The following is a 13,655-nucleotide window of genomic DNA, read 5'->3' on the forward strand; positions in this document are numbered from 1 at the left end:
GCCTCTGGCGCAGGCAGCGATGGTGGGCGTAGCTCAGTTGGTAGAGCCCCGGCTTGTGGTGCCGGTGGTCGCGGGTTCAAGTCCCGTCGTCCACCCCAGATATGAACCCCAGCGTGCAGACGCTGGGGTTCATCGTTTTCGGAGAAGCCAGCGATGCCGTGCCCCCTGCTGCAGAAATGACTGAGCCCCGGCGACGTGACCGAAATCAGAGGTCCACCGGGGCTTTCTGTCAGCCATTGTATGCGGCGGAATGGCGCGTTCGCGGCTGCAGGGCTCGACAGCGACAAACCCCGTCAGGGCGGTTCGCGGCGATGCCTGTGCCGACAGCTAGCCACGACCAAGGCTGTGAGATGGCCAAGTAGCGGGGGCGCTCGTCACATGAAGCTGTGCCGAAACAGCCCGAAATCCCGAAAGCCCGACTATTCTCAAGCCGACGTGAGAAGGTGACCATGCGGCTGGGAGGAGAAGCAGTGAGTGTTCGGGTCCATGAGCTCGCGAAGCAACTGGGTGTCCCATCGGCAGATGTTCTTAAGAAGCTCGCGGAACTTGGCGAGTTCGCACAAAGTGCCAGCGCGACGGTCCGCGACGATGTCGCGGACCGCGTCCTCCTCGCATACGGGGATGTGGGAGACCGCCTTAAAGGTGCGTCATCCTCCAGGGTGCTCGGATGGAACGCTGGAGCTGTCAGACCACCGTCACATGAAGACGTCTTGCGAAACGTCGGAAAGCTCATACGTGAGTTCCCGGTCGCCGAGCACCATCAGCAGGCCTTGGCGCGCCTCGGATCACAGATATTTTTTGCCGGCCCGTGCAAAGTTCCGTCATTCGACGACAGTCATGTGGCGTTGGTTCGATTCAGCGGCGCCATCGAGGCAGCCTTCGGCCTCACGCGCGAAGTGATGTTTTTCTACAGTCGGCATAAAGACCTGCAGATCCGTACATTCAAAGCGGCGCAGAAGGCCCGCGCTGAACTTCCGCGAGAGGTGACACCGGACATAATATTCTTCTGGGCTCCTGACCCGCGGCTGAGAGAGAAGGTGGACGATTGGTCGACCGGCGGGTTTCTGACCATCCCACTCATCCTTGCGGACCCAGATGATCCAGTAAGCTTCGTATCGCTCCTTCGCGATTACACCTTTTCGCGAGACCTCTTCTACGAAACCACCCCTGTCCGCGGAGAAAGGTTTTTCGGCAGGCGCAAGCTGCTGCAATCACTGAAAGACGACATTCAAAACCAGCGGGTCACCGGACTATACGGACTTCGCAAGGCTGGAAAGACCAGCGTTCTGACGCAATTGTCGGAGATGCTGGAGAGTCCGACCACTATCGTGGTGCTACGCGACCTCGAGAGCCTTCCATCCCCACCTGACGACCCGATCCCGGAGCTTTTGCGAGACCTTAGATCCGACATTTTGGACGAGTTTCGCTCACGCGGGTTACGAACGAAGGAGCTGGGCGACCTATCCGCCGATGCCACAATGGCTGACTTCAAGCGATCCCTTCAAAGAATTCTTCGGAGCAATAACAAGAGCGGTGTAAAACTGGTTCTAATGCTCGATGAGATTGAGTACCTAACGCCGTCCGATCGGATCGATATCCGCGAGGGAGAAATGGCTCCAGTCGCTCAATTTCTAGGAATTTTGCGAAGCTTAGTACAAGAGAACTCGAACTTCACGTTCGTACTATCCGGTCTCACAAGTGCGATCACAGAAAGTGGCCGCCTATACGGACGGCCAAACCCACTCTTTTCTTGGGCGAAATCGAACTTCGTTTCGCCGTTTGAGCGCCACGAGGCTGATGAGTTAGCGCGGTCGGTCGGGCGTCGAATGGGAATCGCCATTACGGAAAGTGCGCTTGAGGCCCTCTATGAAGCGACCGGAGGGCACGCCTTCCTGTATCGACACTTGGCCTCGAACGTCGTACACAGTCTCCCCATAGAGGTCTTCCATCGACAGATGGACAGAACCGACGTGCTGCGCACATTGGAGGACTGGCGACTCGTGATAGCTGGGCACATGCAAGAGATGTTAGATCACGTACGTAGATATTATCCGGACGAAGCTTTTCTTCTTGAGGTACTGGAGTCGAGTCCCGAGGACTTTGCAACATACGCGAATGAGCTGCCGTCCGCGCTTGGACATCTACTAAATCTTGGCCTAGTGGAGCGCCGCGATCACCATTTCGAACTTACACCCGTACTTCAGCTCCTATGAATGACGAACTACGAGCGCAGGCAACGATAGTAAAAGCCGCGCTTCATGGACGTTTGCGACGTTTCAATCTGTTGTTTGTTCAACATGGCGCGGTGTATGACGGTTTGACGGACCTCATCCTGGACGCCGAAAACTCTACCGTAGTTCGTTTTGAGAATCTCAGGACGAACTACGACGACACACGTGTGCATGTGACCGGTCTCGAGAGATACGCACTCGAGCACCAGGCTGGCCCCTCACTAGGGGAGTTGCGGTCGACTGTTACTGAGCTTCTCGAGCGCGGGATTGAGGTCTGTCTTTGGTCGCGGGCGCCGCGCGTTGCCTTTGCGCCCGTGCCAGGCAGTTCGTTGATCCAGGACGCCTCTCCCTTCTTCCTAGAGCTTATGAGTACCGTGGGCAATGATCCCGGATCGGCGTATCCAGCGGTCCGCGCGGGCGAGTTGCTGTCGGATGTGTACGCTTCTGCGCTAGCGGAGCTTGGCGTGGGAGTCCTCGCATCGCTCGATCGAGCACTATTTGACGCGCAACTCGATGCCACAACTATGTTCGACATTCTCGACGCTCGGGAGATCGAGGCACTTCGCGGAGCCGGCCTTGTCCAATATCACGAAGGCACGGCATATCGGTTATCCACGCCGCTTCTATTCTCGGAGCTGAAGGCGCAACTCGCATCAACACTTTCCTGCCAGATTAGGCCCCAGGCGGAGTTGGCTGCCATATCGGAAGACCTATGGGCTATTGAGCGTATTATTCGTCGCTCTCTTCGTTCGAAGGCAATATCGGATCTCGGACCCAAGTGGCGAGGAAGTATTTTTAATCAAGATCTCAATGAAAGAGTTTTAGGCCGGGCGCAAAACGATGGCTCTGTAGCAATTAAGTCAGTCAAAGGATTGCGCGATCCGATTGAATGGCTGACTCTCGGAGAGCTAATTGACGTGGTGACCTCGGCGAAGTTCGCGAATCTTGAGCAGCCACGCATCTTCTGGATGAAGTTTAAGCAGGATGTGGTACCCGTCCGGAATCGGCTTTCCCATATGCGACATTTCAATCACAGTGATAGAGAAGTGGTGCGAATGTGGCTATCGCAAGTTCAACGTGCCCTCGGCTGAATCGCTTGAAAGACAAACGATGAGAGGCGTGGCGAGCGAGGCCGCGCATCCTGCGAATCCCGATGCCCTGCGCGAGAGGGCAAGGCACGCATGCTGAAGCTTCCACGCCGGGGTGCGGGGCCCGTCTTGGGCGGCAAGAACGCCACCGAACGAGTCTTCCTGGTCCATGCCAGGGCCGAAGTGGCGACCATTCAGCCGTGGACACGGCATCAGCACGGACCAGCGCCGTACGGACGGTCTTTCGACCAGTTCCATGCGCCGGGCAATCACCCGTATCGAGATTCCGTCCCGTTAGAGCTTGTGCGCCTCAGCCTCCTCGTGAACGCCTAGTCCCGCACGACGCCGCGTGACGTTTCGGCGACGAACGTGCGCGAAAGCTATCGCCCGTGAATTCCGTAGCAGTCGGTCAGCTCCTCGATACCGGCACCTAGGAGGTAGTCCCTGTTAAGCGATCGGCCTCTCGATCGCCGGGTAAAATTGAGCCGCCTCGATTCTCCGAACGACAGGCCCTTGAACGTGCCCCATCGGCTTCCGGCACTCGCGACAAACCCCGTGATTCAATCGTGTAGCCAGTGTTTCCCTCCCGGGGAAAGTTGTCGAACCCTCTACAACGGTAGAGGCGAACCTGGAACGGCAAGACCCCGCCAGCGCCATGCTGACGGGGTCACCGCGTTGCGACCGAGGGGCCCTGAAGCCGGCGTCGCGTCGAGCGGGTCAGTACTGGGAGCGCTTCTGACCGGGCTTCCAGGTGGGGTCATCGGTGTAGCAGCTGGGGCCGCAGCTGTATACCGCCGCATGGACCGTGGCACCGCCCGTGGACGTCGCCGGTCCGGCAGCGGAGGTCACGGTCCCTCCCGCGAACGACAGGCCCCCGATGACGAAGAGAGGTGCGAGCACTCCCACGAATTTCGACTTCATTGTTGTCTCCTTGCAGCGTGGTTGAGGGTGATCAGGGTGATCACGGCGAGCTCATCCTCACACCGCCCGGAAGAACTATCACCCCGTAGTTCTACGGGTTTCTGATCCGATCTCCCTCGGCCAGATCAGGACCGTCCGTGGAGAGGGCGCCACTGCCGCCGGACATTGCTAACCTCATCCGAGGCGAGTCATCCGTAGAGAGGCGGGCACAACGATGGGATTGTTCGACAAGGTCAAGGGGGCGCTCGCCGGCCCCGACCACTCCCCGGTGCTGCGCGAGCAGCTCGGTGACGATCAGTACCTGGCTCATGTCGTGGTGATCGCGTCCGCTTCCGAGCCCGACCGGCCGTCGAAGGCACCCCGCGATGTCGTCGATCTCGCACAGAAGGGCGCCCATCACCTCATCGATCGGTTCGTCGAGAATCGGCACATCGGCGGCGAGGAGGGCACCGTCGCCGGTTCGCTGCCGCGCGGTAGCGAGCCGCTCGTCCTGGCCCTCGCTGAAGGCTCGGTGACGCTCTGGCGCTTCGGGCTCGGCGCGAAGAAGACCTCGCCGGACCTCGTCGCCCGCATCCCCCGTGAGGACATCACCTCGATCGCCGACACCGGCAAACGCACCGCCCGCGGTCACCTCCGGCTGAGCTTCACCGACGGGTCCTTCTTTGACCAGCAGACCGTCGCCACACCATCCGAGGAGTTCTGGCAGGCCGCGGACGCCTACGGCGCCTCCTGACCCCCGTCATCGTTCCAGCTGACCGCGACCGTCGGGTGGTAGGCACACCAGGTGCCGGTCTTGACCGAAGCGCGAAGGTGCTCGGCCAGCCTGGGACAGTCGGCACCGATCCGCTCGATCGCCTCACGCACGGTGCGCGTCACATTGATCCGCGCCCGCTCGGCGTCGGACTTGTCCACCCGCAGCCGCCCGCCCAGCCCTGTGCCGCGCCCCAGCTCGGCGATCAACGCGTCCCGCTCGTCCTGGGCCACGCGCAATCGCGTCTCGTGACCGTCCTGCGCGGCCTCGTCGATCTCGGCATCGAGTGCCTCGAGCCTCGCCCGGTACTCGGCCACCGCGCGACGGTCCAGCACCGTCCCGGCATCGCCACCCAGCCGCCCCGCGCCATCCGCCAGGCCCGCCAGGACGGTCGCGGAGATCGGGGTCTCAGGGCGCGTCACCAGACGGTGCAGATGCCGTAATCCCTTGGAGTCGGCGAGCACCGTCGACTCTCCCCCGATTCCGACGACCCAGCCGGCTCCCTGACGCCGCAGCTCGGCACGCACGGGTCCTGCGCTGAGCAGCATCAGCTCCCGGGCGCATGCGTCGGCCGTCGGCCCGTCCTGCATCTGCGTCGCCGCGGCCTGGCTCTCGCTCGCATAGGCGCGAGCGGCGGCGTCATCGCCGAGGGCGCGCGAGACCCTGGCCAGCGCGAGCAGCGACAAGGGCAGAGACCCGTGCGCGTACCCCAGCCGGATCGCTCCCAGATTGCGTCGCAGATCGAGTCCCCGGACATAGTGCTCACGGGCCGCCTCGTGGTCGCCTCGACGCTCAGCGAGCTCACCGAGGCTGTTGTGGCCGATCATCAACTCCAGCCGACTGCCGTACGCGGACTGGATGTGGATCATCTCGCGGTAGTGCCGCTCCGCCCCCTCCAGATCCCCCGCACACTGCGCGGCGAAGCCGACATTCCATTCGGCGAAGGCCAACCCCCACGGGTCCCGATACCGGGCGATCAGATCGCGTCCTCGTCGGGTGAGCTCCACCGCCTCGCGGGTGTCTCCGCCGACGGCATGCGCCTCGCCGAGGAGACACAGGAGGTAGCCGAGGATGGGCGTCTCCCCCGGCTCCGCCACGGCACCGCCGAGGAGATCGATGCCCTCCCGCAGATAGATCGCCGCGGTCGGCCAGTCGTCGCCGTCGTGCGCCCAGAGGAAGGCCATGCCGAACAGGCCCGCGGCCCGCAGCTCCGTCGGGGCGGCGTCGCCTGCCGTCTCCAGCGCGGAACGCAATCGGTCGAAGCCCTCGCGATGCTGGCTGCGCGTCCACCAGTACAGCGGCAGATTCGCGGCGGCCGCGAGGCCCTGGACCGCGAGCTCCCGGTCGGTGCCGTCACGATGCAGCGCGTGGTCGAGGGCAGCGCGCAGATTGGGCTCATCGGGGCCGAGCCCTTCGAGCCATTCGCGCTCGGGGCCGTCCTTGAACCCGTCCCCCGCACGGATCGCGACGGTGAGGTAGTGCGATGCATGGCGACGACGTACCTCGTCCGACGCATCCCCCTCCTCCCAACGCTCGCCGGCGAGTTGGCGGACGGTCTCCAGGAGGCGGTACCGGTCGTGGTGGTGGTCGCGCACGACCAGCGACGACTCGACTAAGGCAGTCAGGGCGTCGTCCCACTCGCCGAGGGTCCCGGACGTCCCCAGCACGGCGTCGACCGCCTCGATGCTGAAACTGCCCGTGAACACCGATAGCCGTCGCAACAGGGTGCGCTCACGCTCGGACAGCAGCTGCTCGCTCCAGTCGTAGACCGCCTCGACGCTGCGCAAGCGGCTCGTGCCCTCGGAGGACCGGCTCACCACATCGAGGTCCTTCTCCAGGCGGGCCAGCAGGCGCGGGATGCCGAGAGCGCTGGCCTTGCCCGCGGCGAGCTCGAGGGCCAACGGCAGCCCGTCGAGTCGTCGGCAGAGCTCGCCGAGGGACGACCACTGTCCCTCCGGGACGACGAACCCTCGGTCCCGGTCACGGGCGCGCTCGACGAAGAGCACGGCGCTCGCGGAGCCGGCGATCCCCTCCGGAGGGTCGCCCGCTGCGGGCAGGGCGAGCGGCGCGACGTGGAACGCCTGCTCGCCGACCAGCCCCAGCAGACGACGGCTCGTGGCGAGGACGTGAGCGCGACGCTCGCTCCCACCTGCGGCATCGTCGAGGAGCGGGACGAGGATCGCCGCCACTTCATCGAGCACGTGCTCGCAGTTGTCGATGACCAGCAGCATCCGTCGAGGCCTGAGCCACCGGACCAAGGCCGTGATGCGATCCCCACCGCCGGTGCGAGGCAGCTCGACAGCGGCGGACATCGCGTCCAGCACCGCGCCGGGCCGGACCTCCGCGAGCCGGACCATCACCACCCCGTCGACGAAGGCCTCCTCCACCCCGCCGGCGACGACATCGGCGAGGCTGGACTTGCCGACACCGCCGGGCCCGGTGAGGCTGACGAGCGGATGGGAGAGCACGAGCTCGGAGATCTCGGAGAGCTCAGCATCGCGGCCGTGCAGCAGGCGCGGCGCAGCCTCTGCCGGGGTGAGGTGGTGTGGCACAGCCGCGCTCCGCTTCGTGCTGATGAGGTTCCGCCGATCCTACTGCTCGCCCCGGGCCCGCGGACCTACTCGACCAGCGTCACCGCCGGTCCGGCATCGACGAGGTACGCATCCCCACTGCGCGCCGACAGGCGACCGTCGAGGAGGTCGAGGGCGACACTCGCCACCTCCTCGACCGAGGTGAGCCGGCCGCTGGGCGCGAAACCGGCGGCGAACCCGGCCTTGTCGTCCGGAGCTCCGCCGGTAAGCCGGTCGACCATCGGCGTGTCGATCACCCACGGGCAGAGCGTGTAGACGGCGATCCCCACCTCGGCCAACAGCGGCGCGGCGCTGCGGCCCGCCGCCACGACCCCCGCCTTGGCGGCGGCATAGGGCACGGCGATCGGCACCGGCAGCGCGGTGCCGACGAAGGAGGCGGTGTTGACGATCGCGCCGCCCTGGGCCAGGTGTCGCGATGCATGACGCAGCCCCGAGAGCACTCCCTTGAGATTGACATCGAGCACACTCCGCAGCGCTACGTCGTCCCACGTCTCCATGGGCCCGATCGGCCCCTCGACACCGGCATTGGAGAACCAATAGTCGATCGGACCGTCCGCGGCGGCTGTCGCCGCGAGCGATGCCACCTGGGCATCGTCTGCCACGTCGGTGCGGACGAAACGGCCGTCTCCACCACGCGACGTCACCTCGTGTGCCACCGATGTTCCGCGCTCCTCGTCTCGGCCGGCGATGTACACGCGCACCCCCTGCTCGCCGAGGAGGATCGCGATCGCCCGACCGATCCCGCTCGTCCCACCCGTTACCACTGCCGTGCGGCCATCGAAACGTCCCATGTCTGCTCCTCGGTAGGCACCCGGCGCTTTGCCGGTCTCATCCTGAAGGCGTTCGGCGGGTGTTCGATCCGAACGAACACCTCATTCCCGGGTGCCCAGCGCCTGGACGGGCGGGATCCGCATGGCGCCTCGTGTGGCCAGCATCGCCGTGGCCACGGTGAGCACCGTCGTCAGCACGGTGATGGCACCGAGGAGCGTCCACGGGATGGCGATCACCGGAGTGCCGTAGACGCGCTGCGTCGCGGCCCAGAGCCCGACCAGTGCGAGGACCGCGGCGACGGCTCCGAGGAGGAGGCCGATGCCGGTGGCGGCGAGCGCCTCGACGACCGTGGTGCGCTGCACCTGCCGACGGGTCAGGCCCGTGAGACGGAGCGTGGCCAGCTCCACGCGGCGCTGTCCGATCGCGATGGCGAGGGTGCTCAGCACGCTGATGAGCGCGTAGACGCTGCCGAGGCCCACGATGGCGGCCATCACGGCACGGTTCTCGCGTGCGGACACGCTGTCCTCCTCCGCGGAGAGCTCAGCGGGCGTCAGCACGTTCGTCGCTCCCGCCTCGGCGAGCCGCTGCCCGACGACCCCGGCGTCCGCGCCGGGCTCCAACTGGACGAGAACGGTGGTCGCCCGGTCGAGCACCTCGGGCGGCAGGATCGCGCGGTCGATATAGAAGCCGTCGCTGCCGGCCAGGGTCTCTCCCATCCGCGCCGCCTCACGGAGCGACACCGTCTCGCCATCAACATCGAGCACGATCTCGTCGTAGTGGCCGCGGATCATCGTGCTGTCCAGGCCCGGACCGAAGACGACGCCGTCCGGTCCGAACTCCGCGACATCTCCGCTGTCGGGCCGCTGGAGGTGCGTGGCACCGAAGGCCGCGGGATCGACCGCGACGACCGTGCCGGGACCGTTCGTGGTCATGCCACCCGAGGTCAGGCGGATCGCGAGCGGCACGACGGTCTCGGGGGCCGCGAGCGCGATCCCGTCGATGGCGTCGACCGCCTCCAGGTCGAGGTCCTCACCCTGGGCGACCAGATCGGCGTCCAGGAGCTGCGTCGCCTCGGTCGCCGACGCCTCCGTCTGAGTGTCGAGGATCCCCTGGAGACCCATCACGAGGCTGACCAGCACGATCATCGGCGCCGCGCACGACGCGGTGCGGCGGATGGCGTCGCGCAGGTTCGCGACGGCGAGGTCCGCGACCGGTGAACGACGAGCCCACGGCATGAGCACCAGCGCCACGGCCGGCACGAGCAAAGGCGACAGCCGGCTCATCGCGACCGACGCGGTGATCACGATGCCCAGACCGAGCAGCAGCGGGATCAGCATGCCGCCCGTCGTCGCCGAGAAGTAGGTCTGCACGGCGGTGAGCGCGACGGCGACCGCGGCCACGATCCAGCGCCGCACGGTCATCACGCGCTGGGTGTCGTGAGTCCGGCGCAGCGCGTCCAAGGGGCTGATCGCCGTCGCCCGGCGCGCCCCGCCCCAGGCACCGGCGAGACAGACCACGCCCGCGACCACGAGGTCGAGCACCAGGATCGCCGGGCGGATGGGCGTCGCCAGCTCCTCCGGGAAGGTGCCGAGCGAGGCGAGGATCCTGCTCTGCACACCGGTCAGCGCCACGCCGAGCAGGCCACCGACGGCGGCTCCGATGACGGCGGTGAGGAGTGCCTCGGCCAGCAACAACCGGCGCACCTGACGCGAGGTGACTCCCCCGAGACGCAGGATCGCCAGATCGCCGCGGCGCTGGTCGACGGCGAAGTTGAAGGTGGAGCCGACGACGAAGATCGTCAGGAAGGCGCCCAGCATCACCGTCATGCCGGTGAGCGTGCTGGCGCCGCTGGCCGCCTGCTGGAAGGCCTCGGCCTCCGCCGGGGTCGACCCGTCCGGCGGGACGGCGTTCTCGACGCCGAGGATGATCGTCATGCCCGCGTGCACGATGGCGACACCTGCCGTGACCGCCAGGACCGTGCCGACGAAGAGCTGCCACCGGTCGGCGAAGGTGCGCAGAGCGAGCGGGATCATCGCAGAGTCTCCAGGTCGGCGAGGGTCGCGGCGATCTGGCTCGTGTCCGCCCCGCTCAAGGTCGTGACGAGCCGGCCGTCGCGCAGGAAGGCCACATGATCGGCGCGGGCCGCCGCCGCCGGATCGTGGGTGACCATCACGATGGTCTGCGCTCGCTCGTCGACCAGCTCGCGCAGCACGTCCAGGACCGTGCCGGCCGAGGCGCTGTCGAGAGCACCGGTGGGCTCGTCGGCGAAGAGGATGCTCGGCTCCGTCGCGAGCGCCCGGGCGATGGCGACTCGCTGCTGCTGGCCGCCCGAGAGCTCCCGCGGCTTGTGATCCAGGTGGCTCCCCAGCCCCAGCGTGCTGAGCGCCTCGACGGCCACCGCGCCGGCATCCTTGCGGCCGGCCAGGCGCAACGGCAGCATGACGTTCTGCGTCGCCGTCAGCGCCGCCACGAGATTGAACTGCTGGAAGACGAAGCCGATATCGGTCCGCCGCATCCGGGTGAGGACATCGTCGCCGAGGCCGGCGATATCGCGGCCGTCGAGATGCACCTGCCCCGTGTCGGGGCTGTCGAGCCCGGCGGCGCAGTTCAACAGCGTCGACTTGCCCGATCCGGACGGCCCCATGACCGCCGTCCAGGAACCACGCCGACAGCCGAGGGTGATGCGATCCAGGGCGGTGAGCGTCGTGGAGCCGGACTGATAGGTGCGGGTCACCTCGTGGAGGTGCAGCACGGTGCTGGGCGGGGCGGATGTGTTCATGCATCCAGCACATCGCGGGGGCGGCCCCGCGCGCAGTGGGGCCGGATCATCGATCGACGGTAGAGCTGGCCCTACCGCGCCGGGTGTCGTCGCGATCCTACGATGACGGGGTGACAGCGACACCTGAGCGGGAGTCGCCGCCGGCCATCGGCCGGTGGCGCGGGACGTTCTACGTGTCTGCCGTCGGTGTGCGAACCCTCGTCGCCATGGCCGTGGTGGCCGCGCTGGGAACGCCGATCGCGGTCGCGCTGGCCGACGGCGATCGTGGGACGGGAGGGGTCGGTGTCCTCGTCGTCGCCGGCCTGGCGCTGCTCGGCGCGGGACTCCCGCTGGTCGCCGGCGCTCTCGCGACCGCCGACTGGCACGGCTCGGCCGCCGTGCTGAACCGTCCGGTGCCCGGCGTCCCCGTCGTCCGGCTCACCGAGCCTCGCACCCTCATCCGTCCGATGGCGTACGCCGCGGTCATGCTGACCCTCGGCGGTGCCGCCGCCGTACTGGGCTTCCTGGTCGTGGTCGGCTCGGCGGTGACCGTGGCCGGGCCCTTCCTCGTCACGACCGGCGACCAGATCGTCATCGGTCCCTTCACGATCGACACGCTGCCCGAGTCGCTGCTGGCGGCCCTCGTCGGACTGGCGCTGCTGACGACCTTCGTGCTGGCGTCACCGAGCATCGCTCGGTGGCACGCCTCATTGGTCGCACAGGTGCTGACCCGCCCCGAGCAGCGCCTGCAGCTCGACCTCGCGATGACCGCACGGTCGCGCACACGTCTCGTACGGGCCTTCGACGTCGAGCGCCGCCGCATCGAGCGCGACCTGCACGACGGCGTCCAGCCGCAGCTGATGTCGGTGAGCATGACGCTCGGGCTCGCACTTGCCGACATGCCCGCCGGGGCCCCGGGTCGCGAGGACGTGGTCCGCGCTCAGGATCAGACGCGCCGGACGCTGGAGGCGATGCGCCGGTTCGTGCGCAACATCCATCCGCAGGTCCTCGTCGATCACGGCCTCGGTGCCGCCGTCGGGGAGCTCGCCGACACCCTCACACTGCCCATCGCCGTCGAGGACCGTCTTCCACACCGGCTGCCCGCCGATGTCGAGACGAGCCTGTACTTCTGCGCGGCAGAGCTGCTCACCAATGTGGTCAAGCACAGCGGCGCCGATCACGCGGAGGTCCTCCTGGAGGCGATGCCGGACGGATCGGTGCGCGTCAGCGTGCGGGACGACGGCGGCGGTGGCGCCGGATCAGCCCACCACGACGACGGCGGACTCGCCGGCATCGCCGACCGTATCGCCGCGTTCGACGGCACACTCGTCGTCGACTCGCCTCTCGGCGGCCCGACGACCGTGACCATCACACTGGCCATCCCCGAGGAGAACCCCGATGAGTGAGGCCGGCCCCGAGGCGCTCAGAGTGGCGATCGCCGAGGACAACACGCTGCTGCGCGAGGGGCTCCAGGTGCTGCTCGAGCGCAACGACTTCGTCGTCGTCGCGGCTGTGGGCGCCCCCGGCGACCTCGTCGACGCGGTCCATGCCACGGCCCCGGACCTGGTGGTCACCGACGTACGGATGCCGCCTGAGTTCCAGAGCGAGGGACTCACCGCGGCGGTGCGCCTGCGCGAGGAGGACCCGACGCTGCCGGTCGTGGTGCTGAGCCAGTACGTCGAGCAGAGCTATGTCGCCGAGCTGCTCGACAGCTCCGGCGGCGCGGGCATCGGCTATCTGCTGAAGGACCGCGTCAGCGATGTGAAGGACTTCGCCGCGACGCTGCGCCGCGTCCACGCGGGTGGCACGGCGGTCGATCCGGCGGTCATCAACCAGCTGATCGCGCGTCGCCGTGACCCGCTCGAACGGCTCACACCGCGCGAGCGCGAGGTGCTGGCGGTCATGGCCGAGGGGCACTCCAATGCCGCGATCGCCCGACTGTTGTTCGTCTCCGAGGCCGCCGTCGTCAAGCACATCGGCAACATCATGATGAAGCTCGATCTGCCCCCGAATGACGACCAGAACCGCCGCGTGGCGGCGGTCCTGGCCTATCTGCGCGGGCAGAGCGCGTGACATCGTCCGGCTTCTCAGCCGAGCGAGGCCGGCTGTCCGTTGACGAGCACCTCGGTGCCGTCCGGGACCTGGATCGAATAACTGGCCTCGCAGTAGCCGACGATGCTGCCCCCGCATGGCGTGCCGAGGTTCAGCACGCCGTCGGTGAGGGACCAGGCAGGTGTCTCGGGGCTTTGTCCGAGTGTCTGCGTCGTCACCTCGACGGTCACCTCCCCGTCACCGGCACCTCTCGCAACATTGATGGGCATATACGAGTTGTCGTGGACGACATTGAGCGTCTCGCCGTCGAACCCGAAGGACTCCTGTTCCGAATGGCCGCCGGACGAGCACCCCGTCAAGGTGATCGCGACGACGAGGGCCAGTCCGATGGCGCTGCTGCGAGAGAGTGTCTTCATGCCTTCCATTCCAGTCCGGATCGAGCACCGACGGCATCCCCCGACCCGGAGTCTTGGAGGTAGACCTAGCTCCACC

11 protein-coding genes and 1 tRNA gene are annotated in these 13,655 nt (G+C 66.7%); 6 read left to right on the forward strand and 6 right to left on the reverse strand.

Annotated elements, in window-relative coordinates; genetic code table 11:
• The first annotated feature begins 22 nt into the window (after positions 1 to 22).
• From JL108_RS14200 to JL108_RS14210, 3 genes are all read left to right on the forward strand, one after another.
• Positions 23 to 98: transfer RNA gene (locus JL108_RS14200), tRNA-His, on the forward strand.
• A gap of 351 nt (positions 99 to 449) precedes the next feature.
• Positions 450 to 2,213, forward strand: a complete 1,764-nt coding sequence (locus tag JL108_RS14205) for a translation initiation factor IF-2 N-terminal domain-containing protein (RefSeq protein WP_205198973.1) — start codon at positions 450 to 452, stop codon at positions 2,211 to 2,213.
• Positions 2,210 to 3,322, forward strand: a complete 1,113-nt coding sequence (locus tag JL108_RS14210; RefSeq protein ID WP_205198878.1) for a hypothetical protein — start codon at positions 2,210 to 2,212, stop codon at positions 3,320 to 3,322. Before JL108_RS14205 ends, JL108_RS14210 begins: the two co-directional genes overlap by 4 nt.
• A 714-nt stretch (positions 3,323 to 4,036) precedes the next feature.
• On the opposite strand, the gene JL108_RS14215 is transcribed toward JL108_RS14210, so the two are convergent.
• Positions 4,037 to 4,240 carry a hypothetical protein gene (locus tag JL108_RS14215; protein ID WP_205198879.1) on the reverse strand — a complete coding sequence of 68 codons (204 nt, stop codon included), beginning with the start codon at positions 4,238 to 4,240 and terminating at the stop codon, positions 4,037 to 4,039.
• Positions 4,241 to 4,454: 214 nt separating this feature from the next.
• Here JL108_RS14215 and JL108_RS14220 point away from each other — a divergent pair, with 214 nt between their 5' ends.
• Positions 4,455 to 4,973, forward strand: coding sequence for a hypothetical protein (locus JL108_RS14220; RefSeq protein WP_205198880.1), 519 nt, complete (start codon positions 4,455 to 4,457; stop codon positions 4,971 to 4,973).
• Here JL108_RS14220 and JL108_RS20520 read toward each other — a convergent pair.
• The 4 genes from JL108_RS20520 to JL108_RS14240 form a co-directional block, all read right to left on the reverse strand.
• Positions 4,958 to 7,543, reverse strand: a complete 2,586-nt coding sequence (locus tag JL108_RS20520; RefSeq protein ID WP_205198881.1) for a hypothetical protein — start codon at positions 7,541 to 7,543, stop codon at positions 4,958 to 4,960. The two genes, JL108_RS14220 and JL108_RS20520, sit on opposite strands and share 16 nt — an antisense overlap.
• A 65-nt stretch (positions 7,544 to 7,608) precedes the next feature.
• Positions 7,609 to 8,373: an SDR family NAD(P)-dependent oxidoreductase gene (locus tag JL108_RS14230; RefSeq protein ID WP_205198882.1), complete on the reverse strand. Its 765-nt coding sequence runs from the start codon at positions 8,371 to 8,373 to the stop codon at positions 7,609 to 7,611.
• 81 nt (positions 8,374 to 8,454) lie between these two features.
• Positions 8,455 to 10,386: an FtsX-like permease family protein gene (locus JL108_RS14235; RefSeq protein ID WP_205198883.1), complete on the reverse strand. Its 1,932-nt coding sequence runs from the start codon at positions 10,384 to 10,386 to the stop codon at positions 8,455 to 8,457.
• Positions 10,383 to 11,132, reverse strand: a complete 750-nt coding sequence (locus tag JL108_RS14240; protein ID WP_205198884.1) for an ABC transporter ATP-binding protein — start codon at positions 11,130 to 11,132, stop codon at positions 10,383 to 10,385. The genes JL108_RS14235 and JL108_RS14240 overlap by 4 nt, the downstream gene beginning before the upstream one ends.
• 110 nt (positions 11,133 to 11,242) lie before the next feature.
• On the opposite strand from JL108_RS14240, the gene JL108_RS20525 reads away from it, so the two are divergent.
• Both JL108_RS20525 and JL108_RS14250 read left to right on the forward strand, forming a co-directional pair.
• On the forward strand, positions 11,243 to 12,517 hold the full coding sequence (locus JL108_RS20525) for a sensor histidine kinase (protein WP_205198885.1): 1,275 nt from the start codon (positions 11,243 to 11,245) through the stop codon (positions 12,515 to 12,517).
• Positions 12,510 to 13,184, forward strand: a complete 675-nt coding sequence (locus JL108_RS14250; RefSeq protein WP_205198886.1) for a response regulator transcription factor — start codon at positions 12,510 to 12,512, stop codon at positions 13,182 to 13,184. Before JL108_RS20525 ends, JL108_RS14250 begins: the two co-directional genes overlap by 8 nt.
• 14 nt (positions 13,185 to 13,198) lie before the next feature.
• On the opposite strand, the gene JL108_RS14255 is transcribed toward JL108_RS14250, so the two are convergent.
• The gene (locus JL108_RS14255; RefSeq protein WP_205198887.1) at positions 13,199 to 13,579 is read right to left on the reverse strand and encodes a hypothetical protein; all 381 of its coding nucleotides are present in this window, start codon (positions 13,577 to 13,579) and stop codon (positions 13,199 to 13,201) included.
• Between the last annotated feature and the right edge of the window lie 76 nt (positions 13,580 to 13,655).

Source organism: Aeromicrobium sp. YIM 150415 (assembly GCF_016918125.1).
In the GTDB taxonomy this organism is placed as follows: domain Bacteria; phylum Actinomycetota; class Actinomycetes; order Propionibacteriales; family Nocardioidaceae; genus Aeromicrobium; species Aeromicrobium piscarium.

Coding starts and splice junctions, on each gene's coding strand:
- JL108_RS14240 (WP_205198884.1), bottom strand. CDS start 11,132: ATGAACACATCCGCCCCGCCCAGCACCGTGCTGCACCTCCACGAGGTG.
- JL108_RS14235 (WP_205198883.1), bottom strand. CDS start 10,386: ATGATCCCGCTCGCTCTGCGCACCTTCGCCGACCGGTGGCAGCTCTTC.
- JL108_RS14215 (WP_205198879.1), bottom strand. CDS start 4,240: ATGAAGTCGAAATTCGTGGGAGTGCTCGCACCTCTCTTCGTCATCGGG.
- JL108_RS14255 (WP_205198887.1), bottom strand. CDS start 13,579: ATGAAGACACTCTCTCGCAGCAGCGCCATCGGACTGGCCCTCGTCGTC.
- JL108_RS14205 (WP_205198973.1), top strand. CDS start 450: ATGCGGCTGGGAGGAGAAGCAGTGAGTGTTCGGGTCCATGAGCTCGCG.
- JL108_RS14220 (WP_205198880.1), top strand. CDS start 4,455: ATGGGATTGTTCGACAAGGTCAAGGGGGCGCTCGCCGGCCCCGACCAC.
- JL108_RS14250 (WP_205198886.1), top strand. CDS start 12,510: ATGAGTGAGGCCGGCCCCGAGGCGCTCAGAGTGGCGATCGCCGAGGAC.
- JL108_RS14210 (WP_205198878.1), top strand. CDS start 2,210: ATGAATGACGAACTACGAGCGCAGGCAACGATAGTAAAAGCCGCGCTT.
- JL108_RS14230 (WP_205198882.1), bottom strand. CDS start 8,373: ATGGGACGTTTCGATGGCCGCACGGCAGTGGTAACGGGTGGGACGAGC.